Annotated in this window: 25 protein-coding genes; 11 read left to right on the top strand and 14 right to left on the bottom strand. The window is 67.1% G+C overall.

What is annotated here, in order from left to right; all coding sequences use genetic code 11:
• The first annotated feature begins 58 nt into the window (after positions 1–58).
• From EV560_RS09345 to dnaQ, 5 genes are read left to right on the top strand one after another with little or no spacing between them, the layout of a single operon-like run.
• Positions 59–889, top strand: a complete 831-nt coding sequence (locus EV560_RS09345; protein ID WP_131855450.1) for a pyruvate, water dikinase regulatory protein — start codon at positions 59–61, stop codon at positions 887–889.
• A complete protein-coding gene (locus tag EV560_RS09340) occupies positions 886–1,512 on the top strand; it encodes a Maf family protein (RefSeq protein WP_131855449.1) in 627 nt (208 codons plus the stop codon). The genes EV560_RS09345 and EV560_RS09340 overlap by 4 nt, the downstream gene beginning before the upstream one ends.
• Positions 1,513–1,530: 18 nt before the next feature.
• Positions 1,531–2,361, top strand: a complete 831-nt coding sequence (locus EV560_RS09335; protein ID WP_131855448.1) for a shikimate dehydrogenase — start codon at positions 1,531–1,533, stop codon at positions 2,359–2,361.
• A 32-nt stretch (positions 2,362–2,393) separates the two neighbouring features.
• Complete coding sequence (gene coaE / locus EV560_RS09330) at positions 2,394–3,020, top strand: dephospho-CoA kinase (protein WP_131855447.1); 627 nt, start codon at positions 2,394–2,396, stop codon at positions 3,018–3,020.
• Positions 3,013–3,723, top strand: a complete 711-nt coding sequence (gene dnaQ, locus EV560_RS09325; protein ID WP_131855446.1) for a DNA polymerase III subunit epsilon — start codon at positions 3,013–3,015, stop codon at positions 3,721–3,723. Before coaE ends, dnaQ begins: the two co-directional genes overlap by 8 nt.
• Positions 3,724–3,729: 6 nt before the next feature.
• On the opposite strand, the gene EV560_RS09320 is transcribed toward dnaQ, so the two are convergent.
• Both EV560_RS09320 and secB read right to left on the bottom strand, forming a co-directional pair.
• Positions 3,730–4,473, bottom strand: coding sequence for a TerC family protein (locus tag EV560_RS09320; RefSeq protein WP_131855445.1), 744 nt, complete (start codon positions 4,471–4,473; stop codon positions 3,730–3,732).
• Positions 4,474–4,621: 148 nt separating this feature from the next.
• On the bottom strand, positions 4,622–5,116 hold the full coding sequence (gene secB / locus EV560_RS09315) for a protein-export chaperone SecB (RefSeq protein ID WP_131855444.1): 495 nt from the start codon (positions 5,114–5,116) through the stop codon (positions 4,622–4,624).
• Between the two features lie 250 nt (positions 5,117–5,366).
• Between secB and EV560_RS09310 the strand changes: the two genes are divergently transcribed.
• The 5 genes from EV560_RS09310 to EV560_RS09290 all read left to right on the top strand — a co-directional run bounded on the left by EV560_RS09310 (position 5,367) and on the right by EV560_RS09290 (position 9,270).
• Positions 5,367–6,104 carry a Tim44/TimA family putative adaptor protein gene (locus tag EV560_RS09310; protein ID WP_131855443.1) on the top strand — a complete coding sequence of 246 codons (738 nt, stop codon included), beginning with the start codon at positions 5,367–5,369 and terminating at the stop codon, positions 6,102–6,104.
• Complete coding sequence (mltA, locus tag EV560_RS09305; RefSeq protein ID WP_131855442.1) at positions 6,101–7,264, top strand: murein transglycosylase A; 1,164 nt, start codon at positions 6,101–6,103, stop codon at positions 7,262–7,264. Before EV560_RS09310 ends, mltA begins: the two co-directional genes overlap by 4 nt.
• 1 nt (position 7,265) lies before the next feature.
• Entirely contained in the window at positions 7,266–7,820 is a 555-nt protein-coding gene (locus EV560_RS09300; RefSeq protein WP_131855441.1) for a Smr/MutS family protein, read from the top strand.
• Positions 7,817–8,200: a helix-turn-helix domain-containing protein gene (locus EV560_RS09295; protein ID WP_131855440.1), complete on the top strand. Its 384-nt coding sequence runs from the start codon at positions 7,817–7,819 to the stop codon at positions 8,198–8,200. The genes EV560_RS09300 and EV560_RS09295 overlap by 4 nt, the downstream gene beginning before the upstream one ends.
• Before the next feature lie 71 nt (positions 8,201–8,271).
• Positions 8,272–9,270 (top strand): adenosine kinase, encoded by a 999-nt coding sequence (locus EV560_RS09290; protein WP_131855439.1) that lies wholly within the window; start codon positions 8,272–8,274, stop codon positions 9,268–9,270.
• 214 nt (positions 9,271–9,484) lie between these two features.
• Here EV560_RS09290 and EV560_RS09285 read toward each other — a convergent pair whose 3' ends face one another.
• The 4 genes from EV560_RS09285 to EV560_RS09270 form a co-directional block, all read right to left on the bottom strand.
• Positions 9,485–10,120 (bottom strand): pyridoxamine 5'-phosphate oxidase family protein, encoded by a 636-nt coding sequence (locus EV560_RS09285; protein WP_131855438.1) that lies wholly within the window; start codon positions 10,118–10,120, stop codon positions 9,485–9,487.
• Positions 10,121–10,325: 205 nt separating this feature from the next.
• On the bottom strand, positions 10,326–12,497 hold the full coding sequence (gene pnp / locus EV560_RS09280) for a polyribonucleotide nucleotidyltransferase (protein WP_131855437.1): 2,172 nt from the start codon (positions 12,495–12,497) through the stop codon (positions 10,326–10,328).
• A 321-nt stretch (positions 12,498–12,818) separates the two neighbouring features.
• Positions 12,819–13,088 carry a 30S ribosomal protein S15 gene (gene rpsO / locus EV560_RS09275; RefSeq protein ID WP_131855436.1) on the bottom strand — a complete coding sequence of 90 codons (270 nt, stop codon included), beginning with the start codon at positions 13,086–13,088 and terminating at the stop codon, positions 12,819–12,821.
• Between the two features lie 150 nt (positions 13,089–13,238).
• A complete protein-coding gene (locus EV560_RS09270) occupies positions 13,239–13,634 on the bottom strand; it encodes a winged helix-turn-helix transcriptional regulator (protein WP_207907971.1) in 396 nt (131 codons plus the stop codon).
• Positions 13,635–13,754: 120 nt separating this feature from the next.
• Here EV560_RS09270 and EV560_RS09265 point away from each other — a divergent pair, with 120 nt between their 5' ends.
• Entirely contained in the window at positions 13,755–14,366 is a 612-nt protein-coding gene (locus tag EV560_RS09265; RefSeq protein WP_207907970.1) for an NAD(P)-dependent oxidoreductase, read from the top strand.
• Positions 14,367–14,532: 166 nt separating this feature from the next.
• Here EV560_RS09265 and EV560_RS09260 read toward each other — a convergent pair whose 3' ends face one another.
• The 8 genes from EV560_RS09260 to rimP form a co-directional block, all read right to left on the bottom strand.
• A complete protein-coding gene (locus EV560_RS09260; protein WP_131855434.1) occupies positions 14,533–15,267 on the bottom strand; it encodes an SDR family oxidoreductase in 735 nt (244 codons plus the stop codon).
• A gap of 307 nt (positions 15,268–15,574) precedes the next feature.
• Positions 15,575–18,178 (bottom strand): methyl-accepting chemotaxis protein, encoded by a 2,604-nt coding sequence (locus EV560_RS09255; RefSeq protein WP_131855433.1) that lies wholly within the window; start codon positions 18,176–18,178, stop codon positions 15,575–15,577.
• A 131-nt stretch (positions 18,179–18,309) separates the two neighbouring features.
• Positions 18,310–19,239 carry a tRNA pseudouridine(55) synthase TruB gene (gene truB, locus EV560_RS09250; RefSeq protein WP_248311949.1) on the bottom strand — a complete coding sequence of 310 codons (930 nt, stop codon included), beginning with the start codon at positions 19,237–19,239 and terminating at the stop codon, positions 18,310–18,312.
• Between the two features lie 10 nt (positions 19,240–19,249).
• On the bottom strand, positions 19,250–19,687 hold the full coding sequence (gene rbfA / locus EV560_RS09245; RefSeq protein ID WP_131855431.1) for a 30S ribosome-binding factor RbfA: 438 nt from the start codon (positions 19,685–19,687) through the stop codon (positions 19,250–19,252).
• A 144-nt stretch (positions 19,688–19,831) separates the two neighbouring features.
• On the bottom strand, positions 19,832–22,723 hold the full coding sequence (gene infB / locus EV560_RS09240; RefSeq protein WP_131855430.1) for a translation initiation factor IF-2: 2,892 nt from the start codon (positions 22,721–22,723) through the stop codon (positions 19,832–19,834).
• Positions 22,720–23,463, bottom strand: a complete 744-nt coding sequence (locus tag EV560_RS09235) for an RNA-binding protein (RefSeq protein WP_131855429.1) — start codon at positions 23,461–23,463, stop codon at positions 22,720–22,722. The genes infB and EV560_RS09235 overlap by 4 nt, the downstream gene beginning before the upstream one ends.
• An 18-nt stretch (positions 23,464–23,481) precedes the next feature.
• Positions 23,482–25,071 carry a transcription termination factor NusA gene (gene nusA, locus EV560_RS09230; RefSeq protein ID WP_131855428.1) on the bottom strand — a complete coding sequence of 530 codons (1,590 nt, stop codon included), beginning with the start codon at positions 25,069–25,071 and terminating at the stop codon, positions 23,482–23,484.
• Between the two features lie 5 nt (positions 25,072–25,076).
• Positions 25,077–25,751 carry a ribosome maturation factor RimP gene (gene rimP, locus EV560_RS09225; RefSeq protein ID WP_131855427.1) on the bottom strand — a complete coding sequence of 225 codons (675 nt, stop codon included), beginning with the start codon at positions 25,749–25,751 and terminating at the stop codon, positions 25,077–25,079.
• Between the last annotated feature and the right edge of the window lie 218 nt (positions 25,752–25,969).

The raw sequence follows: 25,969 nt of genomic DNA, 5'->3' as shown, positions 1-25,969 counted from the left end.
TTTGCTTTGCGCCGACAGCGCGCTAGAGGTTGTGCGACCGCAAAGCCCAGGAGCCGCAGTGGCGCGCAATTATTTCCACCTTCATCTCGTCTCGGATGCGACCGGCGAGACCCTGATCGCGGTCAGCCGCGCGGCGGCAGCACAATACGAATCGGTCTCCGCGATCGAGCATGTCTATCCGCTGGTGCGCTCGGAGGCGCAGCTCGCGCGTGTGCTCGCCGAGATCGAATCCTCGCCCGGCGTGGTGCTCTACACCCTCGTCGAAGCGGAATGGTCGCAGCGCCTGGAAAGCTTCTGCAAGGAACTCGGCTGTCCCTGCCTCTCGGTGCTCAACCCGGTTCTGGCGCTGTTCCAATCCTATCTCGGCCAGGCCTCGGCGCCGCGGCCGGGCGCGCAGCATGTGCTCAACAGCGAGTATTTCCGCCGCATCGACGCGATGAACTACACGCTGATGCATGATGACGGGCAGCTCGGCGGTGACCTCGAAAATGCCGATGTCATCCTGGTCGGCATCAGCCGGACCTCGAAGACGCCCACCAGCATCTATCTCGCCAATCGCGGCATCAAGACCGCCAATGTCCCGCTCGTGCCGAACGTGCCGCTGCCCGACGAGATCGAACGGGTGAAGAAACCGCTGATTGTCGGCCTCGTCGCCAGCGCTGAGCGCATCGTCCAGATCCGCCAGAACCGGCTGCTGTCGCTCAGGGCCGACGACGAGACACCCTATGTCGATCCCACAGCGGTTGCCGACGAGGTCACACAGTCGCGCCGGCTTTGCGCTCGCAAGGGCTGGCCGGTGATCGATGTCACCCGCCGCTCGATCGAGGAGACGGCCGCCGCGATCCTCGATCTGCTCCGCGACCACCGCATGAAGTTCATCGCGACATGAGTGCCCCGGTTTCCCTCTGGCTTGGAAGGCAGCCGCTGCTCCTGGCCTCCGGCAGCACGACGCGGCGCGACATGCTCGTGGCTGCCGGCATTCCGGTCGAGACCATCAGGCCCGATCTCGACGAGCGCGCCGCGGAGGCACCCTTGCTGCGACAGGGGGCCGCCGGCTCGGCAATTGCCAGAGCGCTGGCCTGCGCCAAGGCGCTCGGCGTCTCCATCAATAATCCCGGCCGCTTCGTGCTCGGCGCCGACCAGAGCCTGACCTGCGACGGCAGGATCTATCACAAGCCTGCCGATCTCGCGGCGGCCGCGATTCAGATCGCGGCTCTCGCCGGGCGCGAGCATGAGCTTCACTCGGCCTTTGTCCTGGCTTGTGATGGCGAGATCGTCGCCGAGGGCGGCGAGACGGCGCGCCTGACCATGCGCCCGCTGGAGGCCGATTACATCGCCTCCTATGTTGCAGCCGCCGGCCCAGCCGTTCTGGGCAGCGTCGGCGGCTATCAGATCGAGGGCGTTGGCGCTCAGCTTTTCGAGACAGTCGAGGGCGACCATTTCACCATCCTCGGCCTGCCGCTCTTCGCCGTGCTCGACGCCCTGCGCGACCTCGAGCTTCTTGCCCGCTGATCCGAACTGTTGAATCCCATGACCCGCTGCTTCGTCATTGGCCACCCGATCGCCCATTCGCGCTCGCCGCTCATCCATGGCAGCTGGATCGCCGAGCACGGGCTCGATGGCTCCTATGAGCGGATAGACGTGCCACCCACCGAGCTTCCGGCCTTCCTCGACAAGGTCCGGCAAGGGGCCTTCGCCGGCGGCAATGTCACGGTGCCGCACAAGGAGGCCGCGTTCAGGCTGGTCGACGTCCCCAGTGAGGCGGCCAAGGCGATGGGCGCGGTCAACACGATCTGGCGCGAGGGCGACAAGCTTCATGGCGACAATACCGACGCCGCCGGCTTCCTCGCTCATCTCGACGCCTCCGTGCCGGGCTGGGAAAAGCATGTCGGCAAAGTCCTCATCCTGGGCGCCGGCGGTGCTGCCCGCGCCATCGGCTATGCGCTGAAGGGTCGTGGGCTTGGCCGTATCGTGCTGTGCAACCGCAGCCCCGCCCGCGCCAGCGAGCTCGCGGCAGCGCTCGGCACGCCTGTCGAAGCGGCAGACTGGAATGCCCGTAACCAGCTCGTCGCGACCGCTGATCTCATCGTCAACAGCACGGCGCTCGGCATGAACGGCCAGCCGCCCCTGGAGCTCGATCTGACCGGCATGCGCCCGGGCACGATCGTCGACGACATCGTCTATGTGCCGTTGCGCACCGCCCTGCTCGACCAGGCCGAACGCCTTGGCGGCGTTCCCGTCGATGGCCTGGGCATGCTGCTGCATCAGGCCGTGCCGGGTTTCACCCGCTGGTTCGGCGTCAGGCCCGCGGTCACGCCAGCACTGCGGGCGCGGCTCGAAGCGGATATTCTCGGCCACTGATTCGGCCAGCCGCCACGGGAACTCCTTCGCGCATGACCTTCATCCTCGGATTGACCGGCTCGATCGGGATGGGGAAATCCACCACCTCCGCGATGTTCCGTGCCCGCGGCATTCCGGTCCACGACGCCGATGCCGCCGTCCACGCGCTCTATCGCGGCAAGGCCGTCGCGCCGATCGAGGCTGCCTTTCCCGGCGTTACCGGGGATGGCGCCATCGACCGCGCCCGCCTCTCCGCCGCCGTGGTCGGCAAGCCCGAAGCGCTGCGAAAACTGGAAGGCATCATCCACCCGCTCGTCCGTGAAGAGGAGCGCGCCTTCCTCGCCCGCTGCCGCGCCGCCGGCTGCGACATCGCAATCCTCGATGTGCCGCTCCTGCTCGAGACCGGCGGCGAGGCGCGCTGTGACGCGGTCGTGGTCATCACCGCGCCGGCGGAGGTCCAGCGCGCCCGCGTCCTGGCCCGGCCGGAGATGACGGAGGAGAAGCTCGCCGCGATCCTCGCGCGACAGATGCCCGATGCCGAGAAGCGCCGCCGCGCCCACTTCCTTGTGGACACATCGCGCGGCTTGCTGGCTGCCGAGCGACAGGTCGGTTCTATCCTTGTCGCGCTCGCGGGCCGGCCAGGGCGCCAGCGATTCGATGAGGCTGCAAGCGATGCGTGAGATCGTCCTCGATACCGAGACCACCGGCGTCGAAGCCAATAATGGCGACCGGGTCGTCGAGATCGGCGGCGTCGAACTCGTCAATCATTGCCCGACCGGCCGTACCTTCCACTGCTACATCAATCCCGAGCGGCCGATGCAGGAAGGCGCCTTCAAGGTCCACGGCCTCTCCGACGCCTTCCTCTCCGACAAGCCGGTCTTCGCCGCGGTCGCGCAGGAGTTCGCCGAGTTCGTCGACGGTGCCCGGCTGGTGATCCACAACGCGTCCTTCGACGTCGGCTTCCTCAATATGGAATTCAGGCGCCTCGGCATGGGGCCGATCGATCCGGCCCGCGTCGTCGATACGCTCGGCATGGCGCGCCGCAAGCACCCCGGTGCCTCGAACAGCCTCGACGCGCTCTGCTCGCGTTATGGCATCGACAATTCCCGCCGCACCAAGCACGGCGCCTTGCTCGATTCCGAGATCCTGGCCGAGGTCTATATCGAGCTGATCGGCGGCAAGCAGGCCGATCTCGGCCTCGGCGTCGTCGCTGTGGCGGGGCTCGCCAATGGGCTTGCCGGCATCAGCGAGCGGCCGCAGCGCCTGCGCCCGCTCGCGCCCCGCCTCGACGAGGCGGCGCTCGCCGCCCACGAGGCCTTCATCCTCACCCTGAAGACGCCGCTCTGGGGCGGCTATCTCGGGCTCGAAGAGAAGAAGGCCTGAGCGGACCTATTGCCTGCGTCGGCCGGAGGCGCGCCGCGACAGCATGTTGAGCGCCTCGATCGCGGCCGAGAAGGCCATGGCGGCATAGATATAGCCCTTCGGGACATGGGCGCCGAAGCCTTCGCCGATCAGCGTGCCGCCGATCATCAGCAGGAAGCCGAGCGCCAGCATCACGATCGTCGGGTTCTTCTCGATGAAGCGCGCCAGCGGATCGGCCGCGAGCAGCATGGTCAGCACCGCGACGATGACCGCGATCACCATGACCGGGATGTGCTCGGTCATGCCGACCGCGGTGATGATGCTGTCGATCGAGAAGACGAGGTCGAGCAGCAGGATCTGCACGATGACGCCGCCGAAGGTCACGGCCGCGGCCCTGCCGCCGTCGAACACATCCGGCCCGTGGTCGACATCGACCTTGTGATGGATCTCGACGGTCGCCTTCCAGACCAGGAACAGGCCGCCGGCGATCAGGATGAAATCACGCCAGGAGAAGCTCTTGCCGAAGAGGGTCACGACCGGCTCGGTGAGCTGGACGATGATGGCGACGGTGCTGAGCAGGCCCAGCCGCAGCACGAGGGCCAGCGCGATACCGATCCTGCGGCCGCGCGAGCGCTGATGCTCCGGCAGCTTGTTGGTCAGGATCGAGATGAAGATCAGGTTGTCGATACCGAGGACGACCTCCATGGCGATCAGTGCCCCGAGAGCCGCCCATACGGCGGGGTCGGCGGCAAGCGTCATCAGATAGTCCATCGGTTCTCCATGCTGCGTTGTCGGACGGCTGTCCAATTTGGGGCAGATGGAGAGCCTTCCCGCTTCCCACAAGTTGCGTGGTGGTTGCGGTCACGAAAAAGGGCCCGCAAGGGCCCTTTCGCAGCGCTCGTGCCGGATCACGATCGTATCAGGCGTTGGCGCCCTGCTCTGCCTGGAGCTGCTGCATCCGCTGCTGGAACAGAGCGGCGAAGTCGATCGTGGGAACGTAGAAAGGCGGGAAGCCGCCGGCCTGCACGGCGTCGGCGATGATCTGGCGGGCGAAGGGGAAGAGCAGCCGGGCGCAATCGATTACCAGCACCGGGTGAACATGCTCCTGCGGGATGTTCACCAGGCGGAACACGCCGGCATAGCTCAGGTCGAAGGCGAACAGCGTCTCGCCCTTGACCTCGGCCTTGCCCTCGAGCTGGAGCACGGTCTCGTATTCCGTCTCGGACAGCGCCGAGGTGGAGACATTCACCTGCAGCGACATCTGCGGGCCCTGCTGGGCCTCCTGCTGGCTCAGCGAGCGCGGCGCCTTCGGGTTCTCGAAAGAGAAATCCTTGGTGTACTGGATCAGGGCGTTCACGCTCGGCGCGGCGTCTGCCGTGCCCGCGCCGTTGCCGTTCGGGATGTCGTTGGCCATCGGTCCCATCATCTTTTGGCAGGCTGTCTCGGAAAAATCCCGCGCCGTGCCGGCATTCGGGACTGCGCACCGCTCCCCGGTGCCATGCACGCGTCGGCTATCATGGACCACCTTCAGGCACAAGAAGCCGCCTTCACAAGGACAAGGGTGGATGTTACGAGCCTGCATCACCATATGGCATGCGATGGCCAGCCGACTATCGTATTGGGCCGGCGCGTAAAGATCTCCTGGAGCTTCGGATCAGCGTTCGATGCAAAATTCCTTCGACATGACGACTTTGGTCTTCCTGGCTCTGGCCGTTTTCGTCGCCTGGAAACTGCGTTCCGTTCTTGGCCAGAAGACGGGCAGCGAACAGCCGCCGGCCGACCCCTTCGCCCGCCGTGAGGCGCCGCCGATGCGGCCCGACCAGGCGCAGCAGCCTGCCGACGCCAAGCGCGACAATGTCATTCGTCTTCCGGGTGCCGCCAATGATCCGGTCGCCAATGGCGCCGAGCCTGCGGCCGAGCGCTGGAAGGACATCGCCCCGCCGGATTCGCCGATCATCGCCGGCATCGAGGCGATCGCCCGGCAGGAGCCGGGCTTCGATCCGCACGATTTCCTCAACGGCGCCAAGGCCGCCTATGAGACCATCGTCACCGCCTTCGCCCGCGGCGACCGCAAGACCCTGAAGGGCCTGCTCGCCAAGGAAGTCTATGACGGTTTCGAGCAGGCGATCACCGATCGCGAAAAGCGCAACGAGAAGGCGGAATCCTCCTTCGTCTCGATCGACAAGGCCGAGATCGCTGCGGTCGACGTCAAGGCCAAGACAGCGCAGGTGACGATCGCCTTCGCCTCGCAGCTGATCAGCGTGACCCGCGACGCGCAGGGCAATGTCGTCGATGGCAGCGCCGATGCGGTCTCCGAGGTCAACGACGTCTGGACCTTCTCGCGTCAGCTCGGCAGCCGCGATCCGAACTGGCTGCTGGTCGCGACCGAATCCGGCGCGTGAGCCGCATTGCGCTCCTGGCCGCCAGCCTGCTGATCACGGCCATGACGCCCGCTCCCGCTGCTCCTCCTTTACCGCCCGGCGCCCGCGCCGAGGCGGTTTCGTTTTCCAGTATCCCCGGCTGGCAGGATGACGATCAGCGCATGGCGCTCGCCATCTTCGCCGCCGGCTGCGCCACCGAACCGCCGCTGCGCCAGGGCGCCCCGATTCCCGCTACGCTTATGCGGATCTGCCGCGATGCCCGCGAACTGCTCGCCAAGGGTCAGCCCGACCGTGCGACGGCGCGCCGTTTCTTCGAGGAGCGCTTCGGCTTCTGGCTGATACGGCCGGAGAACGCCGAACGCGGATTCATGACCGGCTATTTCGAGCCCGAGTTCGAGGGCTCGCTGACGAGCTCCGCAGCCTATCCGACGCCGCTTTACGACCGCCCGGCCGATCTGGTGACGCGCCAGCAGGGCGATGTCTGGCCCGGCCTCGACCCGGCCCTGTCCTCGGCTCGCCGGACGGCCCAGGGCCTCGCGCCGTTTCCCGACCGCACCGCGATCGAGACCGGTGCGCTCGACGGGCAGGGGCTGGAGATCGTCTGGCTGCGCGATCCGGTCGATCGCTTCGTGCTGCAGGTCCAGGGCTCCGGCCGCGTCCGCCTGCCCGACGGCAAGGTGGTGCGGCTGATTTATTCCGGTCGCAACGGTCATCCCTATACCTCGCTCGGCCGCGTGCTCAGCGAGCGCGAGAATATTCCGCCGGCGCAGATGACGATGGACCGGCTGATCGCCCGGCTGAAGGCCGATCCCGATTTCGCCCGTGACCTGATCCGCCTCAACAAGTCCTTCGTCTTCTTCACCCGCAAGGATGATCTCCCGGCCGAATCCGGGCCGATCGGCGGCGCCGGCCTGCCGCTGACGCCCCTGCGCAGCATCGCCGTCGACCGCGCGCTCTGGCCCTATGGCATGCCGGCCTGGATCAACACCGAGATCCCCGACGGCAAAGGTGGGATGGAGCGGCTCGTGCGCCTGATGATCGCGCAGGATACCGGTTCGGCCATCCTGGGCCCGGCCCGGATCGACCTCTTTCTCGGCTCAGGCGCGGCGGCCGGCCATCGCGCCGGGCTGGTACGGCACCCTTTTGATTTCACCGTGCTCTGGCCGCGCGAGGGACGCTGAGATGCGTCGGCGCGGCAAGATCCTGTCGGAGGCCGATCTTGCGCTGTGGCGCCAGGTGGCGCGCTCGGTGAAGCCGCTCGCCGGCAGGCTGCCGGAGCCGGAGGCGCCGGAACCGCCGCCGATCATCGTTGCCGAAACCGCCGCGCCCGTCCTGATCGTCGCTACCAAGGCCAAGCTCGCCAAGCCGGCGCCGCCGCCGCTTGCGCCGCTGGAGCGGCGCCTGCGCACCCAATTGCGCCGCGGCCAGCAATCGGTCGAGGCGGTGATCGATCTGCACGGCATGCGCCAGGACCAGGCCCATGACGCGCTGCGCGCCTTCCTGCGCCGCGAACAGGGGCGCGGCACCAAGCTCGCGCTCGTCGTTACCGGCAAGGGCGGAGCGGGCGACAGCCTCTTTGGCGAGGAGCGTGGCGTGCTGCGGCGGACGGTGCCGCACTGGCTGCGCCTGCCCGATCTGCGCCCGCTGGTGCTCGGCTTCGAGGAGGCCGAGCAGCGCCATGGTGGCTCCGGCGCGCTCTATATCCGCCTGCGCCGCAGTCGCGAGACGGGCACATGACACCCTTCGGCCAGCGTGTCCGCGAGTTGCGCGCCGCCCGCGGCGTCACCCTGGCCGAGATGGCGGCGACGCTCGGCGTGACCCCCGCCTATCTCTCGGCGCTTGAGCACGGCAAGCGCGGCCGCCCGACCTTCACGCTGATCCAGGGCGTCATCCACGTGCTCGGCGTCATCTGGGACGAGGCTGACGAGCTCATCCGCCTTGCCGATCTCTCGCACCCGCGCGTCACGGTCGACACGGCCGGGCTCGACCCCGAAGCGACCTTGCTCGCCAATCGCCTGGCGCGCGAGATCGCCGCGCTCGAGCCGCAGGATATCGCACAGCTTTCGACCGTGCTCGACGAGGCGGCAGCGCGGGCGCGGCACAAGCGCATGGCTTGACCCCCGCGGCGGCGAATGCGACACGCCGCGCGATCTCTCCTGCAAATCTTCCTCAACCCCGGACCTTCCTCATGACAGCCACGCGCACCGACGTCCTCGCCCTCGGCAATGCCATCGTCGATGTCTTCGCTTCCGCCGAGGAGGATTTCCTGGTGAAGCACGAGCTCACCAAGGGCGCGATGATGCTAATCGACGAGCCGCGGGCCGAGATGCTCTATGGCGTGATGGGACCGGGCAAGATCGTCTCCGGCGGTTCGGCCGCCAACACGATCGCCGGTCTCGCCTCCTTCGGCGGCAACGGCGCCTTCATCGGCAAGGTCAAGCAGGATGAGCTCGGCAAGCTTTACCGCCATGACCTGACCTCGCTCGGCGTCGCCTTCGAGACGGCCGCCGCTTCCGAAGGCCCGGCGACAGCGCGTTCCTTCATCATCGTCACGCCCGACGGCGAGCGCACGATGAACACCTATCTCGGCGCCTGCCAGGGCCTGACGGTCGACGACGTCGACCCCAAGGCGGTGCAGAATGCCGATATCGTCTATCTCGAAGGCTATCTCTGGGACCCGCCGGCGGCCAAGGACGCCTTCCGCAAGGCCTCCGAGCTCGCTCACGCCGCTGGCGGCCGCGTCGCCATCACCCTCTCGGATTCCTTCTGCGTGGACCGCTATCGCGACGAGTTCCTCGCTCTCATCCGCAATCGCACGGTCGATATCGTCTTCGCCAACGAGCATGAGCTGAAGAGCCTTTATCAGACTGCCGATTTCGACACGGCGCTGTCCTGGCTGCGCTCGGAGAATATCGTCGCGGCCGTGACCCGCTCGGAGAAGGGCGCCCTCGCGGTGACGCCGGATGGCGTCGTCGCCGAGCCGGTCTTCCCGGTCGAGCGTGTCGTCGATGCGACCGGTGCCGGCGACCTCTTCGCCGCCGGCTTCCTCTTCGGCCTGACCTCGGGCCGCGAGGTGCGGGATTCGCTGCGGCTGGGCGCGTTGGCCGCGGCCGAGGTGATCAGCCATGTCGGCGCCCGGCCGGAGGTGAACCTCAAGGTGCTCGCTGGGAATAACGGGCTGCTGTGATCAGCGCCCTTCTCCCCCTGCGGGAGAAGGTACCGGCAGGTGGGGTCGGCGCTACTCTGCGTTGTCGAGCCTGCCTAAGGGCGCCGCGCTCTGGCCGTCGCGCGACGCCTCAACCGTCTCGGCTTCGCCGAACGGCTCCTCCCGCATCTAAGTCCGCTGCTGCCGACTTTGACACTCGGGCAAGCCCGAGAGGGTGGGAGAAGGGAAGGTCGCTTCAATACAGCGTCGCCTTCACGCGCTCCGGCAGCGCCTTGTCATAGGCCTCGCCGTCAAAGGTCTCGATCGCCGCGTTGCGCTCCGTGATCCCCTGCAGGATCTGCCCGGCGCTCGGCAGGGTGCGCCGGTCGACATGCTTCCCTGGATTCCACAGATCGCCCCGCACCACCGCGCGTGAGCATTGGAAGTAGGCAGCCTCGACTTTGACCACGATGACGCAGGCTGGCAGCTTTCCGGCCATCTCGAACTGCCCGCACAACCCAGGATCGCTGGAAAGCGTGGCACGTCCGTTCACGCGCAAGGTCTCGCCGTAACCCGGGATCAGGAAGAGCATTCCGATTCGATCGTCGAACAGGATATTCTTCAACGAATCCAGACGGTTATTGCCTTTTCGGTCGGGAATCAGGAGCGTTTTCGCGTCCTTCACCGTGACAAAGCCCGGCTGATCCCCGCGCGGCGAACAATCCAGCCCCTCCGGACCGTTGGTCGCGAGCACGAAAAACGGCGAGGCGGCGATCAGAGCCGCATAGTGCTCGTCGACATGATCGATCTCCTTGGCGATGGAGGCCGGAGCGATCGGGTTCGGGTAGAGGCGGGCGAGGGCGTCGAGCGAAGTGATGCTGTGGTCAGGCATGCCGGTCTCCGAAAGCAATAAGTCTAGACTATTCGGAACTGCGGCGCGGCGCTAGTGCGGAAGCGGCTCTCGACCGTCCTCGTCATGGCCTGGCTGCGCTCACGATGACCGGCGAGACGCCCCGCCGCCATAGCTCGTCCGCCAAAAGAAAACGCCCCGCACCTTTCGATGCGGGGCGTTCCGTTTCACGTGAATCGCGCCAGACTTACTCGGCCTGCTGCTTCTCGCGAGCCTTCTCGGCATCGCGCTCGGCCTTCAGCTTCTCGGTGATGTCCTCGCCGGTCTCCTGGTCGACGACCTTCATCGAGAGGCGGATCTTGCCGCGCTCGTCCTGGCCGAGGAACTTGACCTTGACCTTGTCGCCTTCCTTGACGACGTCCTGCACCTTCTGGACCCGCTTGGCGGCGAGCTCGGAAATGTGGACGAGGCCGTCCTTGGCGCCGAAGAAGTTCACGAAGGCGCCGAACTCCATGATCTTCACGACGGTGCCGTCATAGATCATGCCGCTCTCGGGCTCGGAGACGATCGACTTGATCCACTTGATCGCGGCTTCGATCGACTTGCCGTCGGCCGAGGCGATCTTGATGGTGCCGTCATCCTCGATGTTGACCTTGGCGCCGGTCTTCTCGACGATCTCGCGGATGACCTTGCCGCCGGAGCCGATGACTTCACGGATCTTGTCGACCGGGATCTTCATCGTCTCGATGCGCGGCGCATATTCGCCGAGCTGGGCCCGCGAGGAGGAGAGCGCCTTGGCCATCTCGCCGAGGATGTGCTCGCGACCGCCCTTGGCCTGGTCGAGGGCGACCTTCATGATCTCCTCGGTGATGCCGGCGATCTTGATGTCCATCTGCAGCGAGGTGATGCCCGCGGCGGTACCGGCGACCTTGAAGTCCATGTCGCCGAGATGGTCCTCGTCGCCGAGAATGTCGGAGAGCACGGCGAAGCGCTCACCCTCGAGGATGAGGCCCATGGCGATGCCCGCGACCGGCGACTTCAACGGCACGCCGGCATCCATCAGCGCCAGCGAGGTGCCGCAGACGGTGGCCATCGACGAGGAGCCGTTCGACTCGGTGATCTCCGAGACGACGCGGATCGTGTAGGGGAACTCGCCCTTGGCCGGCAGCATCGGGTGGATGGCGCGCCAGGCGAGCTTGCCGTGGCCGATCTCGCGGCGGCCGGGCGAACCCATGCGGCCGGTCTCGCCGACCGAGTAGGGCGGGAAGTTGTAGTGCAGCAGGAAGGTCTCCTTGTAGGTGCCTTCCAGCGAGTCGATGAACTGCTCGTCGTCGCCGGTGCCGAGCGTGGTCACGACCAGCGCCTGGGTCTCGCCGCGGGTGAACAGCGAAGAGCCGTGGGTGCGCGGCAGGACGCCGGCCTCGGCGATGATCTTGCGGACGGTCTTGACGTCGCGGCCGTCGATGCGGATGCCGTCGTCAAGGATGTTCCAGCGCACGATCTTGGCCTGGGCTTCCTTGAACTGCGTCGCGACCTTCTCCTTGCTGAAGGTGGTGACATTGTCCGGCTCGGCCGAGACGAGCGCCTCGACGACCTTGGCCTTGACGGCGTCGACGGCCTTGTAGCGCTCAGCCTTGGCGGTGATCTTGTAGGCGGCGCGCAGATCCGCCTCGCCGACCTTCAGCACCGCGTCGAGGATCGCCGAATCATCGGCCGGCTGATAGTCGCGCGGCTCCTTGGCGGCCTTCTCGGCCAGGCGGATGATCGCGTCGATGACCGGCTGGAAATGCTTGTGGCCGAACATCACGGCGCCGAGCATCACGTCTTCCGGCAGCTCCTTGGCTTCCGACTCGACCATCAGCACGGCGTCCTGGGTGCCGGCGACGACGAGATCGAGCGCCGAATCCTTGACCTCGTCGACCAGCGGATTGAGCTTGTAAGCACCGTCGATATAGCCGACGCGGGCAGCGCCGACCGGACCCATGAAGGGCACGCCCGAGAGCGTCAGCGCAGCCGAGGCGGCAACCATCGAGACGATATCGGGATCGTTCTCGAGATCGTGCTGCAGCACGGTGATGACGACCTGGGTGTCGTTCTTGTAGCCGTCGACGAAGAGCGGGCGGATCGGCCGGTCGATCAGGCGAGAGACCAGCGTCTCCTTCTCGCTCGGGCGGCCTTCACGCTTGAAATAGCCACCCGGGATGCGGCCGGCGGCAAAGGCCTTTTCCTGGTAATTGACGGTCAGCGGGAAGAAATCGACGCCGGCCTTCGGCTCCTTGGCCGAGACGATGGTGGCGAGCACGACGGTCTCGCCATAGGTCGCCAACACGGCGCCATCGGCCTGGCGGGCGATCTTGCCGGTTTCGAGCACGAGCTTGCGCCCGCCCCAGATGAGTTCTTCGGTTTGGATGTCGAACATGTCTATCTTTCGGATCGGATGCGGCACCCGTCCGGACGTCTTCGAGCCCATGGGCAAGACGGCGGAAAGCTCGGGGGGCCGTGGAGGACAGCGCCCGAGCGCTCGGCGATCCTGCCATGGACGTCTGGGCGTCCGGCGGGGGCCAGCGGCTGAACCGCCCATGCGGCCGCCGCGTTGAAGATCAGGGTGCCGCCCCATTGCGGCCAGACCCTGGAGTAGGGGCGTGACGGAATCGGAAGACCGGTTCCCGCCTTACGGCATCACACCCTGTAAAAACCGCCCGGAGCAGCGTCGCGCCGGGCGGGGAACCTGGTCGACCGATCAGCGGCGGATGCCGAGCTTCTCGATCAGCGTCTTGTAGCGGGCTTCGTTCTTGCCCTTGAGGTAGTCGAGCAGCGAGCGACGCTGCGAGACCAGCTTGAGCAGGCCGCGACGCGAATGGTTGTCCTTGGTATGCGACTTGAAGTGCCCGGTCAGGTTGTTGATGCGCTCCGTCAGGATCGCGACCTGGACCTCGGGCGAGCCGGTATCATTCGGCTTGGTGGCGTGTTCGTTGATGAGCGCGGTCTTGCGCTCGGCCGTGATCGACATCGTGGATCCTCGTGTTCGGGTTGATCTGGCGGGCCAGGCCGGGATGTCGTCCAGCAAGGTCCGATGCCCGCATCGGCCTCATCGCGGAGGGGATGCGCAGCCGGTTCTTGAACCGGTTGGCCGGGGATATACACGAAACTGACGGAAAGGCTAGCGCGGTGGCGTTGCAGCCGCTTCCGGCGTTGCCTCCCCACGATCATAACGCTGCTGTGCCGCCTCGACCTCGCCGATATGCGTCTCCGCCCAGAGCGTCAGCGCATGCACCGTCTGCGAGAGCGTGCGTCCAAGCGGGGTCAGCGAATACTCCACCGTAACCGGCACGGTGGCGAAGACCTTGCGGTCGATCAGCCCATCGCGCTCCAGGCTTTTCAGCGTCTGCGACAGCATTTTCTGCGAGATCGCCTCGATGCGCCGGCGCAGCGCATTGAAGCGCATGGTCTCCCGCTCGAGCGAGATCAGGATGAGCACGGCCCAACGATCGCCGATACGGTCGAGCACCTGGCGCGTCGGGCATTTCGCGTCGAACGGATCGGGACGCTGCAGCATCTCGGTATCCCCCAGGTGACCATGTAGCACCAAAGTGCCTTCTTTACGCTTGATCGCATGGCAGCCATCTAGTGTCCATCGGGATGTAGGTTCCCAATGGATACTTAGAAAGGTTGGATCATGAAGATCGCTCTCATCGGCGCCACCGGCTTCATCGGCTCGCGCCTGCTCGCCGAACTTGCCACGCGTGGCCACGCTGTCACCGCGATCGTGCGCAATCCCGAAAAAGTGCCGATGCGAGCTGGCGTCATCGCGAAAAAGGGCGATGTCTTCGACAAGGAGGGGCTCGCGATCTTGCTCGCCGGCCATGACGCCGTGATCAGCGCGGTGCATTTCTCCGATAGCGACCCGGCCGCATTGCTCGGCGCGGTCAGGCAGTCCGGCGTGAAGCGCTATCTTGTCGTGGGCGGCGCCGGCAGCCTCGAGGTCGCGCCAGGTATAAGGCTCTTCGACACGCCGGATTTCCCGGCGGCCTATCTCGACGAAGCCAGGAAGGGTGGTGCCTTCCTCGATCTGCTCAAGCAGGAGAGCGGACTCGACTGGAGTTTCCTCTCGCCCTCAGCCGTGATCGCACCGGGCGAGCGCACCGGCAGTTTCCGTCTCGGCGCGGACCAGCTCCTGGTCGATACCGCCGGCAAGAGCACGGTTTCGGCCGAGGACTATGCGATCGCGCTCGTCGACGAATTGGAAAAGCCCGCCCATATCCGTCAGCGCTTCACCGTCGGCTACTGAACCGCACTCCACGTCATGCCCGGGCTTGACCCGGGCATGACGCGGCTTGGTTGATCGCCGCGGCCTAGAGCATTTCCGCGGCTCTTCGAATCGCGAAAATTCTCCGTCTGTTTGTTCTGACGCATTTTCTTCACGCGAACCGGCATCCACTTCGCTCGAAAATGCTCTAGTAGGGACTTGCCGTCGGCCGCACGATGATCTCGCTGACATCGACATCGCCGGGCTGCTCGACCGCGAAGGCGATGGCACGGCCGATCGCCTCGGGCTCGATCGCGATCTTGCGGAAATCGTCCATTGCCTGCTTGGCGCCGACATCCGTGATGGTCTCGGCCAGTTCCGAACGGGTCACGCCGGGCGAGATCACGGTAACGCGGATATCGGCATTCTCCTGGCGCAGGCCCTCGGATATCGCGAGCACCGCGTATTTCGTGGCGCAATAGACCGCCGCGGTCGGATAGACGGCATGGCCGCCGATCGACGAGAGATTGACGAAATGGCCGAAGCCCTGGCGTTTCATGATCGGCAGGCCCGCTGCGATGCCGTGCAGCACGCCGCGGATATTGACGTCGATCATCCGGTTCCACTCGTCGATCTTGAGCGCGTCGAGCGTCGAGAGCGGCATCACGCCGGCATTGTTGACGATGACATCGATGTGGCCGAATTCCTGCTGCGCGAAGCCAAGGAAGGCCTCGACGCTGGCAAGGTCGGTGACGTCGACCACTTGCTGTCGGGCCGCGCCGCCCTTGGCGTTGATCTCGGCCGCAAGCGTGACGAGGCGCTCTCCGCGCCGCGCCCCGAGCACGACCTGCGCGCCGCGTTCCGCCAGGACCTTTGCGGCTGCCTCGCCGATGCCGCTGCTGGCGCCGGTGATGACGATGACCTTGCCCTTGAGTTCAGACATGTTGGCCTCCTGAAAACCCGGCGCGAACCTGCGTCCGGCGTGAGGAAACCTTGCCCGGGGGAGGGCTTCAGGCGGTAGACCAATGCCCCGTGATGATTGCTCGATCCTCCAAAGCTTCTCCGCGCAGGAAAAGAGATCGCACGGAGGATCAATCGAAACGGCTGAAGAAGCTGCAGGGTGGCGTCCCTGCAGCAAAGAAGGCCACGGCCGGGGCTTGAACGATTCGCCATGAAAAACGCCCCGCGCATCGCTGCGCAGGGCCCATTTCCATCACGGCGCGTCCGGCTGTGCCGAACGCCTTTTTGTCTCAGAACTCTTCCCAGCCCGCGTCGTGGTTGCCGGCATTGGCGACCTTCTTGGCGGGGGTGCGCACGGGCGTCGCCTTGGTCTGCGCGAAGGCGGCTTCGGCGAGCTTGCGCAGACGCTCGGGCTCCGAGCCGGCGCCGGTGGCCATCGCGGCCTTGTCGGCAGCCCGCAGGGGCGGCGGCGCATAGGCCGGAGCGGCAGCGCGCGAGGGCCGCGGCCGCGGAGCGGCATGAGCCGTGGCGGCGACGCGCTGCGGCTGGGCCAGCTGCATCGGCGCCTGCGCCTCCTGCTCGTGTCCCGTCTTGAACGCGGCGACGAGGGTGTTGAGCTCGCCGATGCGGGAGGAGAGGGAAGCGGCCGAGGCGGCCGACTGCTCGGCGAGCGCCGCGTTCTGCTGGGTCATCTCGTCGAGATGGGCGACGGCCTGGCTCATCTCGTCGATGCCGTTGGCCTGCTCGCCGGACGCCGTCGAGATGTCGGCGATGGTGGCGGCGACCTTCTGCGAGGCCTGCAGGATCTCGGTCAGGGCCGCGCCGGCCTGGCGCACCAGGGTAACGCCCTCGTTGACCTCGGCATTGGACGAGGAGATCAGGGCCGAGATGTCCTTGGCCGCCTCGCCCGAGCGCTGGGCGAGCGTGCGCACCTCGGAGGCGACGACGGCGAAGCCCTTGCCGGCATCGCCGGCGCGGGCCGCTTCGACCGCCGCGTTGAGCGCCAGCAGGTTGGTCTGGAAGGCGATGTCGTCGATCACCCGGATGATGTCGGAGATCTTCTTCGAGGCGCTCTCGATCCGGGCCATGGCCTCGACGGCCTGGCCGGCAATGGCGCCGCCCTGCTCGGCCGCGCGCATCGCCTCGCCGGAGATGGTCGAGGCCTGTTTCGAGGCCTGGGCGCTCGCCTTGACGGAAGCCGCGAGCTCCTCGGTGGTGGCGGCGGTCTCTTCGAGCGAGGAGGCCTGCTCCTCGGTGCGCTTGGAGAGATCGTCGGCGCCGAGATTGATCTCGCGGGCGGCGAGGCCGACATCGGAGGCGGTGACCTGGATGGTGCGCACCGTGGCGGAGAGGCGGTCGACGGTCTCGTTGATCGCGTCCTTGAGATTGGCGAAGCGGCCGCGATAGCCGGTCTCGATCCGGCTGGTCAGGTCGCCGGCGGCGACGGCCTGGAGGGCCTCGGCGAATTCGGTCGTGGCGCTGTCGACGACGGCGTTGATCTCGTTGATGCCGGCGATGAGCTGCTGCATCTGCTGGTCGGCATCCTCGATCTGCAGCCGCGCCGAGAAATCGCCCGCCGCAGCCGCAGCGACGACCTCGCCCACATCCGTCACGACCGAGGCCATCGATTCGGCGCGCGCCAGCCTGGCCGCAGCCTCGGCCCGCTCCTGCTCCTCGAGGGCGCGGACACGCAGGCCGTTCTCCTTGAAGACGTTGAGCGCGGCGGCCATGCCGCCGATCTCGTCGCGGCGATCGCCATAGGGAACCGCGACCGAGAGGTCGCCATCAGCGAGCTTGCGCATCGCAACGGTCATCTGGGCGATCGGTCCCGTGACCCGCGACCGCACGACCATATAGCCGACGATCGCGATCATCATGCCGCCCGCGAAGAGAGCGGCATATTGCACCAGCGTCCAGGTCAGGTCGCTCGCAGCATCATCGGCCTTGAGATTGAGCTCGGTGATCGCGGCATTCGAGACTTCGCTGATCGTGTCGAGCGCCGGGATGACCGATTCACGCCATTTATCGGTGGTCAGCTCGGTCTTGCCGGTCGTGGTCATCGCCTTGATGACGTCGTCGCGAAGATCGGTGAACTGCCCTGAGAAATAGGTGCGGTCGGCCTTGCGGATGGCGCTGCGGATCGCGGCCGGAGCCTGCTCGCCGCCGCTGATGCCGCGCAGCATCTGCCAGCCATAGGCGGCCTGGGCATCGGCGAGCTTCAGCGTTTCGGCCTCCGAGGCCGTGAAGGGGCGTCCCTGCGCCAGGATCGAGCTGATCATCTGGCCGGCGGTACCGGCCTGCGCCCGCACGGACCAGGCCATCGAACGAGCGATGATCAGCTCCGACAGGCGCGGGCTGAGCGAGCGGATTTCGTTCTCCGCCACGGCGGAGGTCGCCTCCAGGCTCTGCAGGAAGCGGTCGCCGATGGTCAGCACGTTCTGCGGCAGGCCGGCGGTACGGGACGGGACGGCGAGCTTCGATTCGGCATCGACCGTCTCGCGCAGCTTCCGGATGGCGTCGAAATTGGCGGTGAGGCTGCGGCCGGCATCGCTCAGGGCGGGGATACGGATCGCGGCGATCGCGGCTTGCGCCTGCGCCATCGCATCATCGACCTCCTTGCGGCGGGTCATGTAGCTGGCGATCGAGGACTGGTTCTTGTCGGTCGCCATGATGATGGCGGTCTGCAGCGAGGCGCGCTCGTAGCGCGATGAGACCAGCGCGTCGAACAGGTTCTCGTTGAGCTTGGAGAGCTGGGCGACCTGGACGGCCGCGTCCCGGCGCCAATAGGTCGACCACAATTCCTGGCCGGCAAGACCTGCAATAAGCAGCCCCATCACAGCGATGATGCAGGCCAACGTCGCCCGGATCGAGAGTCCGGACAGCAGCTTCTTCATGGTAGCCCCCGCTCGGCCCAAGCAGGTCGCGAGGGCGCAGTACCGGGGCAAACTGGGCAGAAAGAATTGATATTGCGTTTACTTAACGGAAAACGGCCACATTCCTGCCAAAACAGTGAAGCGCGCCGCGCCTAAAGGTTGAAGACGCGGTGTGGGATCAACTCCCCGTTCTCGATCGAGCCGGTCGCGATCAGGATGCCGGCGCTGGTGGCATAGACGGATTCGGCCTCGACCGGCGCATCGCGCCCGCGCAGCAGCACGCTCTGGCCGCGCTTGAGCCGGAGCGCCGCATCGCGGTGGATCATGATCTGGGGGATCAGCGTCAGGGCAGCCTCGACAGGCCTGAGCGCCGCGTCGGGACCGTCGGCGGTCTCGCGCAACGTCTCGACGGTCGTCGCCTCCGCCACCGTGAACGGTCCGACGCGGGTGCGCCTGAGATGCGCGACATGGCCGAGGCAGCCGAGCGTGACGCCGAGATCGCGCGCGATCGCCCGCACATAAGTGCCTTTGCCGCATTCGGCCTCGAAAGTCGTGGTTTGCCCGGTATGCCCGACGATCGAGAGTGCGTCGATCTCGACCGGCCGCGCCTGGAGCTCGACCTCCTCGCCGTCGCGGGCGAGGTCATAGGCGCGCTCGCCGGCGATCTTGATCGCCGAGAATTTTGGCGGCACCTGCAGGATCGTGCCGGTGAAGCGCGGCAGCAGCGCGGCGATCGCCGCCTCGTCGGGCCGCTTGTCGGAGGTCGCAACGACGCGGCCCTCGGTATCGTCGGTATCGGTCTGCGAGCCCCAGGCGACGGTGAACTGGTAGGCCTTGCGCCCGTCCATCACGAAGGGGACGGTCTTGGTCGCCTCGCCGAGCGCGATCGGCAGCAGCCCCGAGGCGAGTGGGTCGAGCGTGCCGGCATGGCCTGCCTTCTTGGCGGCATAGGCCCGCTTGACCACGCTGACCGCATGGGTCGAGGTCATGCCGACCGGTTTGTCGAGCACGACCCAGCCATGCACGTCGCGCTTCTTCGGACGCGGCGCGAAGCTCTTCTCGCCCTCGGCTGCGGGCTGCATGCTCGGTTCGTCAGTCATCGTCTTGCTGGTCGTCTTGGTTGATCTTCAACGGCTGGCGCTGCGTGTCCTGACGGACCTTGTCGGAATCCAGCAACGCGTCGATACGCGCCGCCTCGGCGAAGCTCTCATCCTGCCGGAAGCGGATATCGGGTGCATATTTCAGGTTCACCCGATGGGCGATCTCGCCGCGGATATAGCGCTTGTGGCTGTCGAGCGCCTTCAGCACCGGCGCGACATCCTCGCCGCCGAGCGGCATGATATAGGCTGTGGCGAGCTTGAGGTCGGGCGAGAGCCTGACCTCGGGCACGGTGATGACGTGGTTCGCCAGGACATCGTCATGGATGTCGCCGCGTGCCAGCATCTCGGCAAGGGCATGGCGGATCAACTCGCCGACGCGCAATTGCCGTTGGGTCGGGCCGGAGCCCTGAAGGTTGGGTTTTCTAGCCATGATTCTCGTGCTCCGGGATCGGACCGGACGGACGGTTGCTCGCAAAATGGTATGGCCGGGTTGCGCCCGGCCAGACTCGTTGGATCAAGACCTTCCGCGCCGGTATGCCCCGGTCGGACCGGGCATACCGTAGGGAATTCGCCGTTACAGCGTCCGCTTGATCTCCTCGACGCGGAAGCATTCGATCACGTCGCCAGCACGCATGTCCTGGTAGTTCTCGAAGGACATGCCGCATTCCTGGCCGGCGACCACTTCCTTGGCGTCGTCCTTGAAGCGCTTGAGCTGGGCGAGCTTGCCCTCGTGGACCACGACGTTGTCGCGGATCAGGCGGACATTGGCGCCGCGCTCGATCGTGCCGTCGGTGACACGGCAGCCGGCGATCTTGCCGACCTTCGAGACGTTGAAGATCTCGAGGATCTGCGCGTTGCCGAGCATGGTCTCGCGCAGGGTTGGCGCCAGCAGGCCCGACATCGCCGCCTTCACGTCATCCACGAGGTTGTAGATGATGCTGTAGTAGCGGATCTCGACGCCGGCCCGTTCGGCCGCTTCGCGCGCTTCCTTGTGGGCACGCACGTTGAAGCCGATCACCGCCGCGCCTGAAGCCTGAGCCAAGGTGATGTCGGATTCGGTGATGCCGCCGACGCCGGACGAGAGCACGCGGGCGCGCACTTCGTCGTTGCCGACCTTCTCGAGCGTCCCGACGATGGCCTCGACCGAGCCCTGCACGTCGCCCTTGACGACGAGCGGGAACTCCTTGCGGCCGGCGCCCTCCTTGAGGTCGCGCATCATCTCGGCGAGCGAGCGGCCCGCGCCCGATCCGCCGCCGCGCGCGGCGATGCGGTCACGCTTCTGGCGCTCGCGGTAATCGGTGATCTCGCGGGCGCGCGCCTCGGACTCGACCACCGCGACGCGGTCGCCGGCCTCGGGCGTGCCGTTGAAACCGAGCACCTCGACCGGGAGCGACGGGGGCGCGTCCTTGATCTGGGCGCCGGTGTCGCCGATCAGGGCGCGTACCCGGCCCCATTCGGAGCCGGCGACGACGATGTCGCCGGTGCGCAGCGTGCCGCGCTGGACGAGGACGGTCGCAACCGGGCCGCGTCCGCGGTCGAGCTTGGCCTCGATCACGGTGCCCTCGGCCGGACGGTCCGGATTGGCGCGCAGGTCGAGCAGTTCGGCCTGCAGGGCGATCGCCTCGAGCAGCTTGTCGAGGTTCTTGCCGGTCTTGGCCGAGACCTCGATCTCCAGCGTCTCGCCGCCGAGCGACTCGACCTGGATCTCGTATTGCAGCAGCTCCGAGCGGACCCGGTCGGGATTGGCGTCGGCCTTGTCGATCTTGTTGATCGCCACGATCAGCGGCACCTTGGCCGCCTTGGCGTGGTTGATGGCCTCGACCGTCTGCGGCATCACGCCGTCATCGGCCGCGACCACGAGCACCACGACGTCCGTCACCTTGGCGCCGCGGGCGCGCATCGCCGTGAAGGCGGCGTGGCCGGGCGTGTCGATGAAGGTCACCTTGGAGCCGGTCGGTGTCGTCACCTGATAGGCGCCGATATGCTGGGTGATGCCGCCGGCTTCGCCGGTCACGACATGGGTCTGGCGGATCGCGTCGAGCAACGAGGTCTTGCCGTGGTCGACATGGCCCATGATGGTTACGACCGGCGGGCGCGGCGTCAGCGTGTCGTCGGTGTCGGGCGTGTCGAACAGGCCCTCCTCGACGTCCGATTCCGCGACGCGCTTGACGGTGTGGCCCATTTCCTCGGCGACGAGCTGGGCGGTGTCGGCATCGATCACGTCGGTGATCTTGTGCATCGCGCCCTGCTTCATCAGCAGGCGGATGACGTCGACGCCCCGCTCGGTCATGCGGTTGGCGAGTTCCTGGATGGTGATCGTCTCCGGGATGATCACCTCGCGCATCACGCGCTCCTTGGCGACATCGGAGGCGCGGTGGCCGGTCATGCGCTGAACGCGGCGGCGGAAGGCCGCGACCGAGCGCGTCCGCTCGTCGTCGCCGCCGGTGGCGGTCGAGAGCGTCAGGCGGCCGCGCGGCTTCTCGCCGGTCTTGGGGGTCTTGGGCGCCGGAGCCGGGGCACCGCGAGGCGCGCCGCCAGGCGCACCACCCGGGCGGCGGAAAGCGGGACGCGCTTCACCGTCGTCGGAGCGGCTCCGCGGAGCGCCGGTCGAAGGGGCCTGGCGTGCCGGACGCACCACGGCCGGCTCGGCCGCGGCCGAAGCATCGGGACGCGGCGGACGCGGTGAATCGCTCCGCGGCGGCCGGGAGTCGATCCGGGGCGGCCGGGCGCCGACATCGCGCATCGGCGGACGGCCGCCGCCGAAATCGCCACGTGGCGCATAGTCGCCGCGCGGGCCGGCAGACGGGCGCGGAGCCTGCGAATAGGAGGGTGCTGGCTGTGGCGGTGCGCTTGCCGAAGCCGCCGGGGCGGCTGGCGCGGGCTGCTGCTGCGGCGGGGGAGTGGGCTCGCGCGGAGCTTGCGGGCGCGGGGCCTGCTGCTCCTCGTTCATGCGCTGGCGTGCGGCCTGCTCGGCGCGGCGCTTGTGCTCGTCCTCCTGGCGACGGCGGTCTTCCTCCTCGCGCTGGCGCGCCAAGGCGGCCTCGCGCTCGGCCCGCTCGCGCTCGGCCTGGGCGGCGCGCTGGCGCGCCTCTTCCTCGGCGCGGCGGCGCTCCTCGAATTCACGGGCTCGGGAATCGGAGAGGGCGCGCTGGCGCGCATCCTTCTCGTCATTGGAGAGCGTGCGCAGCAGCATGCCGCCCGGCTTCGGCGCGGCTGGAGCCGGCTGCGGCACGACGGGGCGCGGCGCGGCGGGCTGGACCGCCGGCTGGGGCGCGCGGGCGACGGGCGCCTCCTTGCCGGCCTCCGGTCCGCCGACGCGGCGCTTGACCTCGACGACGACCTGCTTCGAGCGCCCATGCGAGAAGCTCTGCCGAACAGTGCTCTGCTCGACAGGTCGCTTCAACGAAAGGGTCTTCGGGGGGCTGACGGTCAAAGTCTTGTCGCCCGGGGTCTTGGTATCGCTCATTCTTCGCTCGGTCCTGCCGCTTTCGGTCGTGCCGGTTCGGTCGTCAATTCGTCTGTTTCGTCGGTGTCAGCCGGGCTTTCTGGGCCCAATGCGCCGGCATCACCCGTCCTGTAGCGAACGAGCCGACGCCAGCGGGAGAGGAAACCCTCGGCCGCCGGTCCCGGAGCAAGCGCCGCATGTATCACATGTGACCGCCCCAACGCCAATTCCAAATCAGCCGCAGCGAATTCCGCCACGACAGGCGTCTCTCTCGCCTTCAATCCATCCTCGGCCCGCTCTGCAGCGATGCGTCGCAGCGCCTGGCCGATCTTGCGTTTTCCATCCTCGGCGCCGTCGCTCGCCTCGATCACCGCGGCGATACGCCCGGATCCGATCGCGGCCTCGACCTTGGCGAAGCCGCTCGTCACCAGGCCGGCCTTGTTCGCCATGGCCAGGGCCTGCACCGCGTCGCGTTGCATCAGCCCCTCGATCATCGCCGGCAGATCGGCCGGCACGGTGACCTTGGTCTTGAGCGAGCGCTCGAAGGCCTTGCGCTTGATCGCCTCCGCGACCGTCGCCGCACTGACGCTCACCCAGACGCCGCGGCCTGGCAGCTTGCGGCGCAGATCTGGTGTCAGGACGCCGTCGGGTCCGACCACGAAACGGATCAGATCGTCGGGCGCCTTGACCGTACGGGTCACGACGCAACTGCGTTCCGGGCCGTCCTTGCGCGCCAGCCGCGCCGCCTCCGGCCGTTTCATCGCCCGGCGTCCTTAGGCTCAGGCCTCGGCCGCCTCGTCGGAAGCCTCGGCCTCTTCGGCGGGAGCCTCGACCCAGCCAGCCTTGATGCGGGCGGCCATGATGATCGCTTCCGCGTCCTGGCGCGACAGGTCGAACCCGTCGAGATAGCCGGAATGGCGGGTGGACTCGCCATCCTTGCGCTCGGTCCAGCCAACGAGGTCGTCAGTGGCGCAGCCCGCGAGATCCTCGACGCTCTTCACGTCATTCTCGCCCAGCGCCACCATCATGGATGTAGTGACGCCTTCGACCTCGCGCAATGCGTCCTCGACACCAAGCGCGCGACGCTTCTCGTCGAGCTCGGCCTCGACCGCGGCGAGATGCTCCTGCGCACGCGACTGGATCTCGGCTGCGGTATCCTCGTCGAAGCCCTCGATCGAGGCGAGCTCGTTCAGCTCGACATAGGCGACTTCCTCGACATTGCGGAAGCCTTCCGACGCCAGCAGCTGGCCGACGGTCTCGTCGACGTTCAGCGCATTCATGAAGATCTCGGTGCGGGCCAGGAACTCCTTCTGGCGGCGCTCCGATTCCTCGGCCTCGGTGAGGATGTCGATGTCCCAGCCGGTGAGCTGCGAGGCGAGACGCACGTTCTGGCCGCGGCGGCCGATGGCGAGCGAGAGCTGCTCGTCGGGGACCACGACCTCGATCTTGTCGGCTTCCTCGTCGAGCACGACCTTGGCGACCTCAGCCGGCTGCAGCGCGTTGACGACGAAGGTCGCGACATCCGGCGACCACGGGATGATGTCGATCTTCTCGCCCTGCAGCTCGCCGACGACGGCCTGCACGCGCGAGCCGCGCATACCGACGCAGGCGCCGACCGGATCGATCGAGGAATCGCGGCTGATCACGGCGATCTTGGCGCGCGAGCCCGGATCGCGGGCGACAGCCTTGACCTCGACGATGCCGTCATAGATCTCCGGCACTTCCTGGCCGAACAGCTTGGCCATGAACTGCGGATGGGTGCGCGACAGGAAGATCTGCGGGCCGCGCGGCTCGCGGCGCACGTCGTAGACATAGGCGCGGGCCCGGTCGCCGACCTTGAAGGTCTCGCGCGGGATCATCTCGTCGCGGCGGATGATCGCCTCGCCGCGGCCGAGATCGACGAAGACATTGCCGTATTCGACGCGCTTGACCGCGCCGTTGACGATCTCGCCGATACGGTCCTTGTACTCGTCGTACTGCCGGTCGCGCTCGGCCTCGCGCACTTTCTGCACGATGACCTGCTTGGCCGACTGGGCCGCGATACGGCCGAAATCGAAGGGCGGCAGCGGATCGGCGATGATGTCGCCGACCTGGGCGGCCGGGTTGTGACGCTTGGCCTCGGCCAGCGTGATCTCCACCGCACCATTCTCGACCAGGTCGACGACCTGGAGATGGCGCGCCAGGCGCAGCTCGCCCGACTTGGTGTTGATCTCGGCATGGACGTCGGTCTCGGCGCCGTAGCGCGATCGTGCCGCCTTGGCGATCGCGTCCTGCATCGCGTCGATCACGATCTGCCGGTCGATCGACTTCTCGCGGGCGACCGCATCGGCGATCTGCAGCAGTTCGAGCCTGTTGGCGCTCACGACCATGGCGCTCACTCCTCTTCGTTGTCTTCTTGGGCCGGCTTGCGGTTCTTGCCCGGGCGCGGTCCCAGTGATTTGCCCTTGCCCTTCTTGGGGCTGGCGATCTCGTCGGCATCGGGCATTTCCGGCGGCAGGCCGGATTTGCCGCGCCGGAGCGATTCGGTGACCAGCGCGTCGGTCAGGACGAGCCTTGCCTCGCCGATCAGCCGCATCGGGATCGCGACGTCGCGCTCCTCCTCGGTCTTCGCGTCATCGCGCGAGAGCAGCGCATCCACGCCCTCGGCCCCGCGCAGGATGCCGCGGAAACGCTTGCGACCGGCGACGGGTTCGAGTGTCTCGATCTTGGTGAGATGCCCGGCCCAACGCAAAAAATCGCTCGGGCGCACCAGCGGCCTGTCGATTCCCGGCGACGAAACCTCGAGATGATAGGCCGCCTGGATCGGATCGTCGACATCGAGGGCCGGCGACACCGCCTGGCTCACCGCCTCGCAACCCTCGACGGTCATCGTCCCGTCCGGCAGCTCGGCCATGATCTGCACCGTGCAGCCGTTCTGCCCGGTGACGCGCACGCGCACCAGGCGATAGCCGAGATCCTCGATCGCCGGTTCGACGATCGCCGCGACGCGCGCGGCCACGCCGCTCTCGGTGACGACGCGCCTGTCCTGATCTGTTGTCGATTCGCTCATGTCGGCCTGCCTGCGCTCCGGCAGGGCCTTCGGCCAACAAAAAAGAGCGGGCCGGCCGGCCCGCTCTTGATCATCGGCTTACACCGAAACCAGAGCTGTTGCCGCTTATCTAGTCCGCATTGACCCGCCATGCAAGTTGAAAGCGCGCAGCACCGAACTTGCCGCCTGGGCGCGCTTCAAGGCGCGTCATCGGTACATCCTGCCGTTGCGCTAACCGG

Origin of the sequence: Allobosea sp. BK604 (assembly GCF_004341515.1) — a bacterium.
Taxonomy (GTDB): domain Bacteria; phylum Pseudomonadota; class Alphaproteobacteria; order Rhizobiales; family Beijerinckiaceae; genus Allobosea.
Note: the sequence above shows the minus strand (reverse complement) of the source record. Positions and strands in the feature narration are given on the sequence as shown.